The sequence below is a fragment of the Streptomyces sp. Ru72 genome, from assembly GCF_002920635.1.
Lineage (GTDB): Bacteria > Actinomycetota > Actinomycetes > Streptomycetales > Streptomycetaceae > Streptomyces.
Genome location: NZ_PQSR01000010.1, coordinates 105,751 through 121,537, shown reverse-complemented (window position 1 = coordinate 121,537; position 15,787 = coordinate 105,751). Strand labels below are relative to the sequence as shown.

The 15,787-nt window shown below is 69.3% G+C and carries 12 protein-coding genes and 1 pseudogene; 6 read left to right on the top strand and 7 right to left on the bottom strand.

All coding sequences use genetic code 11. The features are described from left to right. Positions 1 to 11: 11 nt before the first annotated feature. Positions 12 to 115, bottom strand: a pseudogene (locus tag C3488_RS41410) (N-acetyltransferase); the annotation flags it as partial. A gap of 243 nt (positions 116 to 358) precedes the next feature. Between C3488_RS41410 and C3488_RS07535 the strand changes: the two are divergent. After that, positions 359 to 1,729, top strand: a complete 1,371-nt coding sequence (locus C3488_RS07535; protein WP_103838525.1) for a Fic family protein — start codon at positions 359 to 361, stop codon at positions 1,727 to 1,729. A 334-nt stretch (positions 1,730 to 2,063) separates the two neighbouring features. Here the strand turns inward: C3488_RS07535 and C3488_RS07530 are convergent, their stop codons facing one another. Beyond that, positions 2,064 to 2,456 (bottom strand): nuclear transport factor 2 family protein, encoded by a 393-nt coding sequence (locus C3488_RS07530; protein WP_103838524.1) that lies wholly within the window; start codon positions 2,454 to 2,456, stop codon positions 2,064 to 2,066. Between the two features lie 137 nt (positions 2,457 to 2,593). Here C3488_RS07530 and C3488_RS07525 point away from each other — a divergent pair, with 137 nt between their 5' ends. Together C3488_RS07525 and katG are read left to right on the top strand one after the other, a co-directional pair. Then, positions 2,594 to 3,184 carry a PadR family transcriptional regulator gene (locus tag C3488_RS07525; protein WP_103838523.1) on the top strand — a complete coding sequence of 197 codons (591 nt, stop codon included), beginning with the start codon at positions 2,594 to 2,596 and terminating at the stop codon, positions 3,182 to 3,184. Positions 3,185 to 3,662: 478 nt separating this feature from the next. Continuing rightward, positions 3,663 to 5,852, top strand: coding sequence for a catalase/peroxidase HPI (gene katG / locus C3488_RS07520; RefSeq protein ID WP_103838522.1), 2,190 nt, complete (start codon positions 3,663 to 3,665; stop codon positions 5,850 to 5,852). A 193-nt stretch (positions 5,853 to 6,045) separates the two neighbouring features. Here katG and C3488_RS07515 read toward each other — a convergent pair whose 3' ends face one another. Further along, on the bottom strand, positions 6,046 to 6,402 hold the full coding sequence (locus C3488_RS07515) for an Lrp/AsnC ligand binding domain-containing protein (protein WP_103838543.1): 357 nt from the start codon (positions 6,400 to 6,402) through the stop codon (positions 6,046 to 6,048). On the opposite strand from C3488_RS07515, the gene C3488_RS07510 reads away from it, so the two are divergent. Further along, positions 6,334 to 6,813 (top strand): GNAT family N-acetyltransferase, encoded by a 480-nt coding sequence (locus tag C3488_RS07510; RefSeq protein ID WP_103838521.1) that lies wholly within the window; start codon positions 6,334 to 6,336, stop codon positions 6,811 to 6,813. The two genes, C3488_RS07515 and C3488_RS07510, sit on opposite strands and share 69 nt — an antisense overlap. 153 nt (positions 6,814 to 6,966) lie before the next feature. Here the strand turns inward: C3488_RS07510 and C3488_RS07505 are convergent, their stop codons facing one another. From C3488_RS07505 to C3488_RS07495, 3 genes are all read right to left on the bottom strand, one after another. After that, positions 6,967 to 7,647, bottom strand: a complete 681-nt coding sequence (locus C3488_RS07505; RefSeq protein ID WP_146067841.1) for a PH domain-containing protein — start codon at positions 7,645 to 7,647, stop codon at positions 6,967 to 6,969. A 344-nt stretch (positions 7,648 to 7,991) separates the two neighbouring features. Further along, entirely contained in the window at positions 7,992 to 9,461 is a 1,470-nt protein-coding gene (locus tag C3488_RS07500; RefSeq protein WP_103838519.1) for an APC family permease, read from the bottom strand. Positions 9,462 to 9,533: 72 nt separating this feature from the next. Then, on the bottom strand, positions 9,534 to 10,268 hold the full coding sequence (locus C3488_RS07495; protein ID WP_103838518.1) for a FadR/GntR family transcriptional regulator: 735 nt from the start codon (positions 10,266 to 10,268) through the stop codon (positions 9,534 to 9,536). A gap of 750 nt (positions 10,269 to 11,018) precedes the next feature. Here C3488_RS07495 and C3488_RS07490 point away from each other — a divergent pair. After that, positions 11,019 to 12,473, top strand: coding sequence for an amino acid permease (locus C3488_RS07490; protein ID WP_181138922.1), 1,455 nt, complete (start codon positions 11,019 to 11,021; stop codon positions 12,471 to 12,473). Between the two features lie 284 nt (positions 12,474 to 12,757). Here the strand turns inward: C3488_RS07490 and C3488_RS07485 are convergent, their stop codons facing one another. Beyond that, positions 12,758 to 13,843 carry a helix-turn-helix domain-containing protein gene (locus C3488_RS07485; RefSeq protein ID WP_103838516.1) on the bottom strand — a complete coding sequence of 362 codons (1,086 nt, stop codon included), beginning with the start codon at positions 13,841 to 13,843 and terminating at the stop codon, positions 12,758 to 12,760. Between the two features lie 101 nt (positions 13,844 to 13,944). Between C3488_RS07485 and C3488_RS07480 the strand changes: the two genes are divergently transcribed. Beyond that, entirely contained in the window at positions 13,945 to 15,156 is a 1,212-nt protein-coding gene (locus C3488_RS07480) for an MFS transporter (protein ID WP_103838515.1), read from the top strand. Positions 15,157 to 15,787: the final 631 nt, after the last annotated feature.

Genomic DNA, 15,787 nt, shown 5'->3' with positions numbered 1-15,787 from the left:
GGCCCGTCTGCTCACAGCGGGTGCCGTATCCAGACGTTCGGCTCGACGTACACGGCGTACCCGCGTTCCGGTCCGCGGTGGACCGCAACAGCGCGCCCGGCACCTCGACTTCGCCACCTCCGCTAGCGAGTCGCCGGCCGGGTCCGGGCTGACGCCCCGGCGCAGATCGGTGAAGACCCGAGGGCGCCGCAGCCGTGCTCGGTGGCGCGCCGACGCGGGCGGGCCTCCCCACAGCGCCGGCCCCGCATCTCACGGAAGCGCTCCTCGCCGGTGGCTTCTGTCCACCGGATGCGTGGACAGAAGCCACCAGCGGTAATCCGCTTGATCCGCAGTCGGATGGACATGGCAGGCTTGCGCAGTGATCGTCGACCTGTCCCCCGGTTATCTGACTTGGGACGACGTGGACCCCGCGCGTCACCCCTTCGACAGCGCTTCGGTGCCGCAGGTGGTGCGGTCCCTCGGGCCCGCCCAGAGGGTGCCCCGCCGCCCCGACCTGCCCCTCGCTGACCCGGCGATGAGCGCATGGAGCTGGGATACGGGCCGGCCCTGGGCCGACGCGATGTCGCACGCCCTTGCCGAGCACTACGGCCGCTGGACCGTTGGCTGGCGCTGGGCACATGACGAAGGCGACTTCGACGGAGGACCAGTGGGGAACTGGTGCTGTCCCAGGGACTCGATCACCACCCCGGAGGAGACCCTCGCCCGTGTCGTCGCTGCGCTCTGCGAGTGGCGCGAGTGGCTGGAGAACCTCGCCAGGTCTTTCGAGGCGTACCCGCTGGATCTGGCCGACATCGAGGTTCAGCGAAACCTGTGGGAACGCGGCGCCCGAAACCTGATCGGGCAGGTGACCGACCGCACCGATTGCGGCAGCGGCTGGTACGGACACTGCCATCAAGTTCTCACCTGGTTCCTCGGCCGCTGGAGCGTCCCGCCCGACCGCGCGGAGAAACTGGTCGAGCAGGCCATCGGCGGACGGTTCCACAGCTGGACCGGCCCCGACCCGGAGCTGGTCGACGACGTCGCCGAGCAACTGGCCTTGTCTCTGCGGCCGGGTGACGCCGCACGATCCACCGAACCCGAGCCGGACCACCTGCGCCGCTGGCTCGCGGTACGCGAGACCGTGCCATGGCACGAAGCCCCCGACGGCGGCGGCGACGAACCGGTGACCCCCTCGCACGACGGCGCGGCGGAGGACATCCGAACCTTCGACCACGCCATAGACCCCACCCGCGCACAAGGACTGCTCGACGCCCTGGAACTACTGCGGGCCGACGCGGCACGCGGCGCCCTGCTCGACTTCCAACTGCTCCAGCGCTGGCAGCACCATGTCCTGGGCACGCCACAGCCACCGCTGTTCCGCAACCGGCCGGCCTTCGCCAAGGGCGGCCGGGAACGCTACGGCATCGGCCCGGACACCCGCACCCGCCTCGACGCCTGCCTGGCCCAGAGCACACAAGACTCCGGAAGGCCCCTTCCCCTGACCGCCCGGGCCGCACGGGCCTGTCTCGACGTCTGCTTCTTCCACCCCTTCGACGACGGCAACGCCCGCTCCGCCTTCCTCACTCTCGTCTTCGTCCTCGCCCGCGAGGGCGTCACGCTCGACGACGTCGGCCTGCTGCGCCGCGTCACATTCCGGTCCGACGACCCCCAGGACGCGCTGACCCTCACCCGGTACATCGACATCTGTCTCAGAGACACCCGACACTGCGCCGCGTCGCTCGACTCCTAGCTGATCGACGGCTTCGAGATCGCCGCCGGGATGCAGCCGGCAGGCGACGCCTACGGGGGCTGATCCCGCAGTTCTTCCGGTTCGGCCCGATGCGGGACCACTTCCTCGGACGGTCCACCGACGCGATGGGGCCGAAGACCCCCATCCCTTCCGGTGCAGCTGGATGCAACGCCGCCGCGAACTCGGAGCGCCACGCGGAAAGTGGCGCAGCCGCCGGGGACGTCGGGGCGCCCCGCCAGGAGGGTGCGCAAGGCCCGCGCATTGCAGGGTGGTGGCAGCGGTGAGTCCGGCATTGCCCGCGCCGATGCCCCCGCGTCGAGGTCCGTCGCCGCGGTCACTGCCCGGCGGCATCCCGGGCGATCTGCTCGAACTGGGCGCCCATGGCCTCGGCCAGTGCCTGGGCGGCGGAGAGCGGGCGCACCATCACCGTGAATTCGTCGATCTTTCCGCTCTCGTCGAAGTGCAGGAAGTCGCAGCCCTGGAGCTTCTTGCCGGCGACGGTGGCGGTGAAGACGAAGGCATGGTCACGGCCGTCGGGGTTGGCGATCTCCCGAACGTAGGTGAAGTCCTCGAAGACGCGGGTGACGCCGCGCAGGATCGCAGTGGTCATCGCCTTGCCGGGGTAGGGCTTGAAGGCGACCGGGCTGGTGAAGACGACGTCGTCGGCCAGCAGGGCGGCCACGGCGTCCATGTCACCGCTCTCGACGGCCTTGCGGAAGGGATGCATGAGTCCGCCTCTTCTCATACTCAACAAATTGAATAGGTGTGTATGGAGACTAGAGGCGGCTACCCTGCCTTGTCCATGTCGTGGAGGGACTGACTCATCACTTCGTTGACTACTCACGAAGCTGTTAGCGTGTGCCCATGGCTTTGCGGAACGCGGTCATGGCCGCGCTGTTGGAGGGTGAGGCGTCGGGTTACGACCTCGCGAAGGGGTTCGACGCGACGGTCGCCAACTTCTGGATGTCGACACCCCAGCAGCTCTACCGGGAGCTGGAGCGCATGGAGGCCGAAGGACTCGTCACAGCCCGCGTCGTCGAGCAGGAGCGCCGGCCCAACAAGCGGCTGTTCTCCTTGACCGAGGCCGGGCGGGCGGCCGTACACGCCTACACCGCCGAGCCGCCCGGCAGACCGGCGGTGATCCGAGACGAGTTGCTGGTCAAGGTGCAGTGTCTGGACGCCGGCGACATCGAGGCGGTCCGAAATGCCATCTCCGAGCGCATGGAGTGGGCCACCGCCAAGCTCGTCCGCTACGAGAGACTCCGGCAGCGCCTCCTCGACGGGCGCTCCGAGGAGGCGTACTTCGCCGAGGCCGAGCGCATCGGCCCCTACCTGACCCTGCTGCGCGGGATGGCCTTCGAGCGGGAGAACCTCCAGTGGGGAGACATGGCACTGCGCAGGCTCGCCCAGCGCACGGCGACGCTTCGGGCCGACCACCGGGCCGGCAACGGCTGACCCACTGACGTGGCCGCGGCCACGGTCACAACCGCCATGGCAAGGAGGTCCGAGCCCGGGGCGGGGTGCCCGTGATCGCGCGGCGCAGCGCCGGGCACGGCTCCGGCCCCCGGGCGTCTAGCGGTGGGTGGTGGGGGTGGTGTGGGTGGTCGAACGCACCTTTTCCGTTGTCACGGCGCGACCAGCCAGGTCCCCTCCAGCGAGCCGGTGGCTGTCGTATTCGATTCACCTTGCGCCGGAAATCGGCGGCACCAGAAAGGCCGCCCCTTCTCTCACACCTGTCATGCGTGGTGCTCTGCGTGTTTCATAGAGGTGTGGTCCGAGGTGCGCGACCATACGGACGCGGCACAGCGCATTTTCCAACCGGTGGGCGCCAGGGCGCGCTGATTGTGGGTCGACGTGCTCCACAACATCAAATCCGACGACGTCAAGAGCGGCAGCCGGCAGAAGGAACACCGAGACAGGAAGAAGGACGGGCATGTCCGGCAGTGAAAGCGAGAACCCAGCAATCCCGTCACCGACACCGACGCCAACTCGGCCCAGGACGAACCGGGACTGGTGGCCGAATCAGCTGGACCTTCAGGTTCTCAACCAGCACTCGCCCCTTTCCAACCCGATGGACGAGGACTACGACTACGCAAAAGAGTTCGCGACCCTCGACGTCGACGCCCTGAAGCGGGACGTCTTCGAGGTGATGACGACATCCCAGGACTGGTGGCCTGCAGACTACGGTCACTACGGGCCGCTCTTCATCCGAATGAGCTGGCATGCCGCGGGAACGTACCGCATCGCGGACGGCCGCGGCGGCGGCGGCAGCGGCGCACAGCGCTTCGCCCCCCTCAACAGCTGGCCGGACAACGCGAGCCTGGACAAGGCGCGCCGCCTGCTGTGGCCGGTCAAACAGAAGTACGGCCGGAAAATCTCCTGGGCCGATCTTCTGGTCTTCGCCGGAAACTGTGCCATGGAATCCATGGGGTTCAAGACGTTCGGTTTCGGTTTCGGACGAGAGGACATCTGGGAACCCGAGGAAATCTTCTGGGGGCCAGAGGACACATGGCTCGGAGATGAGCGTTACAGCGGCGACAGGGAACTCTCCGGTCCTTTCGCCGCCGTGCAGATGGGACTGATCTACGTCAATCCGGAGGGGCCCAACGGAAACCCGGACCCCATGGCTGCCGCCCGGGACGTTCGCGAGACGTTCGGGCGCATGGCGATGAATGACGAGGAGACGGTCGCGCTCATCGTCGGCGGCCACACCTTCGGCAAGTGTCATGGCGCGGTCGACGCCAGTTATATCGGCCCTGAGCCCGAGGCCGCCCCCATCGAGCAGCAGGGCCTCGGCTGGCGGAACACATACGGCAGCGGCACGGGCCCCCACGCGCTCACCAGTGGTCTGGAGGGCGCATGGACCACCGAGCCGACCAAGTGGGACAACGGGTACCTGGACAATCTCTACGGCTACGAGTGGGAGCTGACGAGCAGCCCCGCCGGCGCTCACCAATGGACTCCCACGGATCCCGCGGCCAGGAACGCCGTACGCGACGCCCATGATCCGTCGAAGCGGCACGCCCCCATGATGCTGACGACGGACCTCGCGCTGAAGGTGGACCCGATCTACGGGCCGATCACGAAGAGGTTCCACGAGAACCCGGATGAGCTCGCGGTGGCGTTCGCCAAGGCGTGGTACAAACTGCTGCACCGCGACATGGGACCCCTCTCGCGTTACCTCGGCCCGTGGATTCCCGAGCCGCAGCTTTGGCAGGACCCCGTTCCCGACGTCGATCACGAACTGGTCGGGGACGAGGACATCGCCGCCCTCAAGGGCAGGATCCTCACCTCGGGCCTTTCCGTCTCCCAGCTGGTCACCACCGCCTGGGCGTCGGCGGCGAGCTTCCGCGGCACCGACAAGCGCGGCGGGGCGAACGGGGCACGAATCCGGCTCGCGCCGCAGAAGGACTGGGAGCTCAACAACCTCCCCGAGGTGACCGAGGTACTGCGCACGCTCGAGCAGATCCAGCAGGACTTCAACCTCTCCCAGACCGGCGGAACGCGGGTCTCCCTCGCCGACCTGATCGTCCTCGGCGGGTGTGCGGCCGTCGAGCAGGCCGCGAGGAACGCCGGGTACGACGTCACGGTTCCCTTCGCACCGGGGCGTACGGACGCCTCGCAGGAGCAGACCGACGCGGCGTCGTTCGCCGTGCTGGAGCCCAAGGCGGATGCCTTCCGCAACTACCTTCCGGAAGGCGAGAAGCTGTCGCCGGAGACCCTCATGCTGGACCGCGCCAACCTGCTGACGCTGACCGCTCCCGAGATGACGGTGCTGATCGGCGGCATGCGGGCCCTGAACACCGGCTTCAAGGGATCCCCCCACGGTGTCTTCACCCATCGGCCGGGAACCTTGACCAACGACTTCTTCGTCAACCTGCTCGACATGGGCACGGAGTGGAAGGCGTCGGCTACGGACGCGAACGTGTTCGAAGGCCGGGATCGCGCCACCGGCGAGGTCAAGTGGACCGCCACCGCCGTCGACCTGATCTTCGGTGCGCACTCCCAACTCCGGGCCCTCTCGGAGGTCTACGCGGCCCAGGATGCGGGAGAGAAGTTCGTACGTGACTTCGTGGCAGCGTGGAACAAGGTGATGAATCTCGACCGGTTCGACCTCGCCTGAGCCCGACGTCCCGGTCGGCCTTCATCGGCCACCCGGGACGTGGCGAAGTGCGGCACTCCACGGTGCTGAGCCAGGTGCCTGCGTGAGCGGGCCGGCTCGACGCCGGGGTGAGGAGATGCGTCCACCTCCGCCTCGTCGACGCCGTGCACACCTGGGCGCTCGAGGACGTTCCTGCCCGGAGCCGGTGGTCGGCTCAGAGCCGGGGCGGACCAGGCCGGTCGGTCCTCTTGACCCCGGTCAGGATGGGGGTGACCTCGAGGGTGATGATGTGTTCGAGGGCTCCGACGGTGTCGCTCAGGAAGCGGTAGAGCGCGTTGAGGTCGGCTGCCGCGACGGCTACGAGGAGGCGGGCGGAGCCGGTGGTGGCCGCGGTGAAGCGGACCTGCGGGATGCGGCTGAGGTGTCCACGCCTCGACGCCCCCGAGTTCGGCCTCAGTAATCGCGTGGCGCGACGCGTGGTCCGCCGGGCACGATGTGAAACATGATCCGGATCCGAGACGCGTCCAAGGGTGACGGTCCGCGGCTCGTGGAACTCCACGGCATCGTTCATGGCCTGCACGCGCAGCAGCGCCCTGACGTATTCGTCGCTGAGCCGGAGCAGATGCGACTCGAAGCCTTCTTCGACGACGCCATCGACGATGCTTCTGCGCACGTCCTTGTCGCGGAACTCTCGTCCGGGCGTTCACTCGCCGGGTATGCCATGGCCCGGGTGATGGAGCGCGAGGGCAGTCCGCAGGTCCAAAGGTATTCGGCCGTGATGCTGCAGCAACTGGCCGTGGATCCCACCGCATCGCGTGGCGGGGTCGGGACTGCACTCCTTGAGGCAGTGCGCGAGATCGGCCGTGAAGCCGGCTGCCGGCGGCTGATCACGAACGTGTGGTGCTTCAATACGCCAGCCCGGTCTTTCTACGAGGCATCCGGGCTGGTGCCGATGACGCAGCAGCTTGAGCAGAAGCTGTGAGACTCCTGTTCGCTGAGCTCAGGCGGGGGAACGACTGTAGTCGTCAGCCTGTGATGGCCAGTGCTTCGGTCCTTGTGCCCCGAGCACCGAGGGATCACGCGAGAAGGAACCGTGTTCGCCTTCTCAAGTCTGTCGAGCGATGAGCCGCACGCCTCACGGAGTGTCAAACGGCTGGTGCTGGCCCACAAAGCGTCTGCGCCAGTAGGCCAGCGACGCCGCGCCGACGGACAGAACCGGCATGATCACACCGAAGAGGATCAACGGGGAGAGCACGGTCTCCAGTCCATCGGGCAGATCGACGAAGAGGTCCACGATCAGCCCCAGGATCAGCAGGAAGACGCAGAAGATGGCCGGCACCAGGCCGGCCAGCAGGGCAAGACGGCGGGCCTCGCCGCGTCGGATCCGGTCGGCGAGCCCAGCCACCGGCTCCCAGCCGTCCCCGCGCAATGTGTGCCAAGTGTGGCGCAGAAACGCGATCTCGCTGTCCAGATGCACACGGGCGTCGTCGACGTACATCAACTGCACCCGCCGACCGCCGGGCCCGTACGCATAGGCGAGGCGTTCGGCTCCGTTCTCCTGGAACACCGCACCGGCGCTGACCTCCACCCGGATCTCCTGGATGTCCTTCCAGGCCAGGCGCCGCGTCCCAAGGAAGCCGCGCACCTGCAGTCCACTGTGGTCAACCAGCGTCGCTGCACGCGCCGACGCCGTGATCAGCCAGGCCGCGAAGCCCAGCACGGCCCCGGTGACGAGCGCCTTCACCCAGGCCGGGATGCTGTCATCGGTCCACAACGGAGTCAGGCCGCCGGGAGCAGCAAGAGCCGTCGTGATCACCGCGAATGCGGTCCGCCCCCGTCCCGACCGGTACTCCCGCGGCAACGCCCTCGGCCTCATGCACCACCCCCGGACCACATGCGCTCGTCCTGCCTTCACGGGCAAAGAGAGCTGAAGTGTAGAGGCAGAGGATGGTCCGGGGACAGACACGTGCATGCGGCCGGGAGGGACGCCGGGTTTCACTCGTTGCGTTCGGAGGGTTACGCACGCAAAGGAGGCTGCCGGGCGCCGTCTTGTGGCGCGGCCGTCAGTCACCTTCATCGGTGCGAGCGGATCAGTCCGTTGGACAAGGCGTATTGCCGTGAGGGTGCCGCAGGCAGGGGGACAAACGGATCCCTGTGGGTTCAGTCCGCGTCGGCGACGACGGAGCCGACGTGTTCGGCCAGGGTCGGGTCGCGGCGGACCAGGACCGTCGCGTAGCCGACGGCGGCGAGCAGGGCGGCCAGGGCCGCGTAGGGGAACCAGTTGTACGGCGCCGGCTGGCCGGGCTTGGCGAGGTAGTACAGCGGGACCAGGATGGCCGCCGTGCCGATCGCGGGCAGGAGGAGGTGCCGGACCAGCCGGAACTCCTGGGGGCGGTATCTGCGGTAGTACAGCGGCAGGGCGATGTTGGAGGCGAGGTAGACCAGCAGGATCAGGGTGGCGCCCAGGGTCGAGGACTCGGTGAAGAAGACCACCGGGTTCATCGAGCGGCCATCCGGGCCCAGCAGGTGGACCAGGGCCCAGCCGCCGATGATCAGCAGGGCGGTGGCGGTGAAGGTGACGATCGCGTTGTTCGGCGTGCGGCGGATGGGGTGGACGTAGCCGAGGAAGGACGGGAGCAGACCCTCGCGTCCGGCGTTGAACACCAGGCGGGCCTGGGAGTTGATGCCGGCGATCAGCACGCCCAGGGTGGAGGTGAGACCGCCGAGGTAGGCGAGGAACGCCAGTGCGCCGAGGGTCTGATGGGCGACGTCGATGAAGGGGGTGGCGGAGTCGCCGAGTCGCTCCACGTCGTAGCCGAAGCCGGTCAGGGTGGAGTAGGCGAAGAGGACGTAGCTGACCGTCATGATGGCGACGGAGGAGAACACCGCGCGGCCGACGTTGCGCCGCGGGTTCTCCGTCTCCTCGGCGAGTGCCGCCGAGTTCTCCCAGCCGATGAACGTGTACACCGCAAGGGGGAAGCCCGCCGCCAGCCCCTTGAAGCCGTCGTTGATGTGGCTGGGCAGGAACGGGTCGACGGAGAGCTGGCCGCGGTGTTCGACCAGCGCCGCGACCGACACGACGACCAGCACCAGCATCTCCATGCCGAAGAAGTAGCCGGCCCACTTGGTGGAGACCACCACCCCGCGCAGCATCAGTACCACCGCCAGTCCGGTGAGCAGCAGCGTCCAGATGATCCACGGAAGGTCCACGCCGGTGTAATGGTGCAGGGTGATCTGCACGAACCCGCCGGAGATGGAGATGACACCGGCCATCGCGATGATGTAGCCCAGCGTCGCCAGCAGGGCCGTGGTCACCGCACTCACCGGTCCGAAGGTCTTGCCGACGAAGGTGATGAAGCTGCCTGCCGAGGGGTGCGCCCGCGAGAACTCCGCCAGCGTGTTGCCGAGAAGCCCGACCGCGACACCCGCGGCGAGGATGGTCAGAGGAGACCCCTCACCTGCGGTGGTGGCCAGGAAGGCGAAACTGAAGAAGAAGCTCATAGCCGGGCCGACATTGGCCATCGTGGCGGCGGCGATGTCCGCCATGCCGAGCACGCCGCCGCGCAGCCGCTGCGGCGCGCCGCCGACGGGGCCCGGCGGGGACAGCGAACCGGGTCCGGGGTGGGGCATGAGGCAACTCCTCGTACGGTGTGGCGGCGTGATGGTGCGCGGGTTGTCGACGGTCGGGGCGACCGGGGGGCGTCAGCGGCGCCAGGAACTCTGGTGTGCCTTCACCGCCTGTACGGCCGGATCGGTGGCACCCCGTGCGAGCTCGGCGAGCAGTTCGATGTGACAGCGGTTCTGCGCCCGCACCACCTCGGGCTGCGGTGCGGGCAGCAGCAGGCACAGGCGGCCGAGCAGATCAGCGGCGAACTCGCGGATCCCGGCGCCGCCGAGCGCCTCCGCGAGGTCCAGGTGGAAGCGGGTCTCCAGCTCCGCCATGCGTGCCGGGTCGTCAGCCAGTTCCATCTCCTCGGCCAGCGCACGAAGTCCGTCCAGCCGCTCTTCCGGGACCTCTCCCGAACCGTGCGCCACCAGTCCGCATTCGAGCAGCAGGTGAAAGGCGTCCAGTGAAGCCGCCTCCTCGGCGTCGTGCATCAGGGCTACGACGGTGTCCCAGCCCTGCGCGACGAAGGTTCCGCCGGCCCGTCCGCGTCGGCGGTCGAGCAGGCCGTCCTGGCACATGCCCTCCAGTGCTCGGCGCACGGTGATCTCGCCGATTCCCAGCTCCTCGGCGAGGACCCCGGCGTCCGGCAGCCGATCCCCCGGACGCACGGATCGCAGGCGTACCCGAAGCGCGATCCGCGACCGTACGAGATCGGATCCGCTCTGACCCCCGAGGGGCAGCATGCGGGCGTGCCCCACGCCGGTGATCGAGGTCGTGGGGACCGGGCCCGGCTGGTTGTAGGGCCCGAACTTGCCCGCTGCATTCACCACGGCGCCACCCTAACGGCCCGCTGATCGTGGTCGGGGCCCCCGGCGAACGGGTATCGCGGGCTGGGCATCACGCCGGTCGGCATCCCGTGCCGGCCTCTCGGCGTGTGCCCCGCCGAGGGCACGCTCGTGCGTGGTGGGCGGGACGGGCCTTCGGGGGTTCCCGCGACCATTCGGTGTGGTGCATGGGGGCTCCCGGAGTGAGGGGGACGTGGGGAGGGGGTTCCGCATCAGCCGGAACAGGCGTGAGACGGCAGTGTGCGGCGTCGCGATGGAAGGAGCGAAGCGATGGAAGGAGAAATTAGAGCAAGGTGAACAGTTAAACAAGGCCCCGGCTCGACCGGTCCGGATGGGGGGTGTGAGGGACGGCTCGGCGCACCTCTGGCGGTGGGCCTGAGCAGGGAATTCGCGTCTCTGTGCGCCCGTGGTCGGCGACCCGCGCCGCCTCTCGATACGGCGTGTGCGAGGTGGGTGCTCCCGGCGAGGTGGCGCGCCGGGGCCACGGGCGGACGGGCGGACCCCCTTGTTTTTTCTGATCGCCCTGAACTATTTTCCTGGGCACCGCCGAGGCCGCCGGTCCGCCAGGCAGGGTCCAATGGCCGCGGTCCACCATGCCCGCTCCGCGACCGTGATCGCCACCCGCCTTCCGACCCGGCACGCACCCTCGCACGCTCCACCCTGTGGAATCCACGCGGCCACCCCGCGCGATCCCGCAGGCCCTTCCGCCATCCCCATCTGCCCCTGGATGCCGAGATGTCATCACGCCCCCCTGTATCCGCTTCCGATCCGGTGACCACCACCGAAAGCGCCCCAGAAGGGTCCGGCCTGCAAGCCGGGCTGAAGAACCGCCACCTGTCGATGATCGCGATCGGCGGTGTCATCGGCGCCGGCCTGTTCGTCGGTTCCGGATCCGGCATCGCCGCCGCCGGCCCCGGCATCCTGATCTCCTACCTGCTCGTCGGTGCCCTCGTCGTCCTCGTCATGCGGATGCTCGGCGAGATGGCCGCGGCCAACCCCACCTCCGGATCGTTCTCCGCCTACGCCGACCGTGCGCTGGGCAGCTGGGCCGGCCTCACCATCGGCTGGCTGTACTGGTTCTTCTGGGTCGTGGTGCTCGCGGTCGAGGCGACCGCCGGTGCCAAGATCCTGGCCGGCTGGATCCCCGCGGTCCCGCAGTGGGGCTGGGCCCTGATCGTCATGGTCGTCCTCACCGCCACCAACCTCGCCTCGGTCAGCTCCTACGGCGAGTTCGAGTTCTGGTTCGCCGGCATCAAGGTCGTCGCCATCGCCGCGTTCATCGTGATCGGCGGACTCGCGATCTTCGGCCTGCTGCCCGGCTCCGACCACCCCGCGTCGGGCTTCTCCAACCTCACCGCGCACGGCGGGTTCCTGCCCCACGGCCCGGGCGCGATCCTCACCGGCATCCTGATGGTGGTCTTCTCCTTCATGGGCAGCGAGATCGTCACGCTGGCGGCCGGCGAGTCGGAGGACCCGCGGGGCGCGGTCACCAAGGCCACCAACAGCGTGATCTGGCGGATCGCGGTGTTCTACCTGGGCTCGATCCTGATCGTGGTGTCGCTGCTGCGCTGGGACGACCCGGCGATCCTCAAGGACGGCTCGTACGTCGCCGCGCTGAACTCCATCGGCATCCCGCACGCCGGCGAGATCATGAACGCCATCGTGCTCACCTCCGTGCTGTCCTGCCTCAACTCGGGCCTGTACACCGCGTCCCGGATGGCGTTCTCGCTCGGTCGGCGCAGCGACGCACCGGCCGCCTTCGCCCGCACCACCCGACGCGGAGTCCCGCAGACGGCCATCCTGGCCTCCGTGGTCTTCGGCTTCGTCGCGGTCGCCTTCAACTACCTGTGGCCGGACACGGTCTTCCAGTTCCTGCTCAACTCCTCCGGCGCCATCGCCCTGTTCGTCTGGCTGGTGATCTGCTTCTCCCAGCTGAGGATGCGCAAGATCATCCAGCGGGAGTCGCCGGAGAAGCTGATCGTCAGGATGTGGCTCTACCCGTACCTCACCTGGGCCACCATCGCGATGATCACGTTCGTGCTGGGCTACATGCTGACCGATACGACGGAGGGCGGCGGCCGTGACCAGGTGGTCCTGTCCACCCTGGTGGCCGCGGGTGTGGTGGCCTTCGCGCTGGTCCGCGAACGGCTGGCACGGCAAGCCCGCAAGGACGAGGCCATCCCGTCGTAGGAAGCCTGGTCGGCACACGGCCGCGGCCGCCCCGACCCGCCGGTGACGCGGCTCCCCGCCGCGTCACCGGCGTTGCGGCTGCACCCGTCCTGCGGCTGAACTCGTCCTGCGGGGGCGGCATGTCCTGCAGGTGGTATGTCCTGCGGGGGCGGCATGTCCTGCAGGTGGTATGTCCTGCAGGTGGTATGTCCTGCAGGACGGACCGGCGCTCGACCAGGACGGAGTGCCCATGTAGCCGCAGTCGGGGTTTGGAGGCTCGCCGCGTTCCGATGGACGGAAGCTACTCAGCGCAGCACGGCCGCCAGCAGGTCGGCGCCCAACGCCGCCAGATCGGGCAGGTTGAGGCTGTAACGGACGTAACGACCGTGCCGCCGGGCCGTGAGCAGGCCCGCGCGGCGCAGGACGGCGAGGTGGCGGGACACCTCCGGGGGTGAGAGGTCCCAGAAGTGGGCCAGCTCGCTGGTGGTGTGCGGGCCGCGGGCCAGGGTGCGCAACAGCCGCAGCCGTACCGGATGCGCGAGCGCCTCCAGCCGGAGGGTGACCGTCTCCAGGGAGACGGGCTCCGCCGGACTCGGCTCGGCGACGGGGTACTGCACCACCGGATGCCACCCGGGCGCGTGGACCGCCACCAGGTGCGGGCGGCCGAAGACGCTGGGGATGAAGGTCACGCCGGCGCCACGGGCGGCGGTCGCCTTGTCCTGCACCTTGTCCACGATGATGCAGTCGCCGTCCGGTGCCAGGGTGACCGCGCCGGAGACCGAGGCGAGCGCCGCCCCGAGGCCTTGGCGCCTGAGCAGCTCTCTCTTCAGGCGCAGATCGGTGGCGAGCTGCACCGCGACGCCCGCCCAGGCGCCGTCGAAGAAGGCCTCGGCGCATTCCTCGAGGGTCTGGCGCACCCGCGCCCGCACCGCGGCCGGGTCCGCGAGCAGCCGTTCCGCGAAGGCCTCCTGCAGCGCGCCGCGGGCCTGGGCCACGTCCAGGGCCCGCTCTCGCGCCGTCGTGTCGGTGAGCGGCGACGCCCCGGGGAAATGGACCCGGTTGCTGCCGCAGGTGGTGACGAGCGCGGCGGTCACATACGTCTCGTCGTCCATCCGGTCCACGTCGTCCAGCTCCTCGGCGAGGGTCGGCCGGGGCCGCGCGGGGATCAGGAAGTCGGCCTGTGAGGACCGCCAGAGGAACTCCGCCTCCCTGAGCCGCTCGGCCAGCTGCGGCGGCAGCCCGGCCCAGACGTCCGCGGCCCAGCCGGCGAACTGCGGATGGTGACCGGGTTCGGCCAGCACGTGCAGCATTGCGGTCAGCTCGGCCAACGGGGAGGCAGCGAACCGCACTCGCTCGGACGGCAGACCGCTGATGTCGATCCTCAGCGTCATCCCCCCATCATCACCGCGCGGACAGCCTGGCTACGGCGTCGATTGACGATGTGCGTCAACCGACGTGCCTCGCCCAGCGGCCGAACGCACCGTCTGACGCCATGGCTACCACCACCAGAATCCAGCCCCGCGCCCTCGTCCGCGCCTCCGGAGGCCCCCGCTACGCCGTCGCCCTGGCCGTGGACGCGCTGGGCACCGGGCTGCTGCGGCCCTTTCTGCTGCTCTACGGCGTGACGGTGCTGGGGCTGTCCGCGCCGGTCACCGGTACCGCCATGACGGTCGGCATCGTCGCGGGTCTGGTGTGCATGCCCGCGGTGGGCCGATGGCTGGACAGCGGCGCACGCAGCACGGTCGTGGCGGCGTCCATGCTGGTGCGGGTGCTGGGTGTGGCGCTGCTGCTGGCCGCCCCAGCGGCGCACGTCTGGCTCTTCGCGACGGCGGCACTCTTCCTCGGCATCGGCAACCAGGCATGGCCTGCCGCCCACGCCGCGCTCGTGGCCACGGTCGCCCACGGCCGAGAACGCGACACCGCCCTCGCAGGGGCCCGCGCCCTGCGCAACGCCGCTCTGGGCGTGGGAGCACTCCTCGCCACCGTATGCCTGGCGGGCGGCACCACCGCACTGCGGGCGCTGGCAGCCGTCACTGCGCTCGCCTACCTTGCCGCAGCCGCCTTGGCGTGGTCGGTCCACGTGCACGCGCATCCGGCGGAGACCGTCCCGGCCAGGGACCGGGACGACGAGCCGGCACCCCGGATGCTCGCGCTACTCGCCGCCAACGTGGTCTACGTCTTCTGCCTCAACGTCCCCGAGATCGCGCTCCCCCTGGTCCTGGTGACGCAGCTGCACGCCTCCCCGGTGTGGCCGGCAGCCGTCTTCGTGGCCAACACGGCACTGGTCGTCACCCTGCAAATACCGGTCACCGTCCTCATGTCCCGCTTCTCCCGGCGGACCGCGCTGGCTCTCTCCGGTGTCGTGCTGGCCGCGTCCTACCTCGGCTTCCTCGCGGCCACCTCACTGGGACACGGCTGGGGCGCCCCGGCCGTCGCCACGGTGTCCGTGGTCTGCACGCTCGGCGAGATCATCTACGCCGGCAGCGCCACCGCGCTCGTCACCGCACTCGCCCCGGCCCAGGTCCTGGGACGCGCCCTCGCCCGCTTCCAGCTCTCCACGGGTTTCGGCCTCGCCGTCTCCCCGGGGGTCATCACCGCTCTCGCACGGCTCGGCCCGGCCGCCCTGTGGGGCAGCCTCGCGGCCGCGACACTCCTCTCCGTCTCCGCCGTTGCCACCGAGAAGGATCAAGGAGCAGTCGTGTGAGCTCGACGATCGCCTCTGCCGACGGTTTGAGACAGCGGCGGACCTTCTCCAGCGTTCTGTGTCGGGACTTCGCCATCGGCATCCACAGGGACGCGTCCTCCTCGCCGAGGTGGGTCGGCGAGGAGGGACGGTCCTCGTCCGAACCTTCGCCATGTGCAGCGGACTCGCCGGCAGTGCACACCGCTTCACCACATCGGCCTTGGACATCTCGACGAGGTCCAGCACCTTCGGCACCTTCGCCTGCCCGGCGACGTGCTCACCTCCGCGCTGATCCGCGCTGGTGACCAGGTCGGTCCGTGTGCCATGTGCCGGCGCAAGCCTCGTGAACACGCCTGCGGTGGCGCACCTGTGGGCCAGTGGTGCGCGGCGTGCGCGTCCCGACGCGTAGGCCTGGACGCGAAAGCAGGTGGCGCAGCTCACGCGGAGCAGCGAAACAAACCAGGGTGGTTCGCAGTTCAACTGTGTGCGGGTGTGGAGGGGACAGTGTCCCCGGGCCTCACCTATCGCCCGTGGGGACGATCGTTCGGCTGAAGCCCCACGGAGCCACTCGCCGAGAGGCGACCGCCCTCCGCCCCCGCTCCCTGACCGCTCCGGTCGACCCTCCCCCGAGTCGACCGGGGCTTCTCTGTGC

Excerpts from the sequence above, each read along its gene's own strand:
- C3488_RS07490 (WP_181138922.1), top strand. The coding sequence starts at position 11,019 with ATGTCATCACGCCCCCCTGTATCCGCTTCCGATCCGGTGACCACCACC.
- C3488_RS07485 (WP_103838516.1), bottom strand. The coding sequence starts at position 13,843 with ATGACGCTGAGGATCGACATCAGCGGTCTGCCGTCCGAGCGAGTGCGG.
- C3488_RS07530 (WP_103838524.1), bottom strand. The coding sequence starts at position 2,456 with ATGCATCCCTTCCGCAAGGCCGTCGAGAGCGGTGACATGGACGCCGTG.
- katG (WP_103838522.1), top strand. The coding sequence starts at position 3,663 with ATGTCCGGCAGTGAAAGCGAGAACCCAGCAATCCCGTCACCGACACCG.
- C3488_RS07525 (WP_103838523.1), top strand. The coding sequence starts at position 2,594 with ATGGCTTTGCGGAACGCGGTCATGGCCGCGCTGTTGGAGGGTGAGGCG.
- C3488_RS07480 (WP_103838515.1), top strand. The coding sequence starts at position 13,945 with ATGGCTACCACCACCAGAATCCAGCCCCGCGCCCTCGTCCGCGCCTCC.
- C3488_RS07510 (WP_103838521.1), top strand. The coding sequence starts at position 6,334 with ATGATCCGGATCCGAGACGCGTCCAAGGGTGACGGTCCGCGGCTCGTG.
- C3488_RS07500 (WP_103838519.1), bottom strand. The coding sequence starts at position 9,461 with ATGCCCCACCCCGGACCCGGTTCGCTGTCCCCGCCGGGCCCCGTCGGC.
- C3488_RS07515 (WP_103838543.1), bottom strand. The coding sequence starts at position 6,402 with ATGAACGATGCCGTGGAGTTCCACGAGCCGCGGACCGTCACCCTTGGA.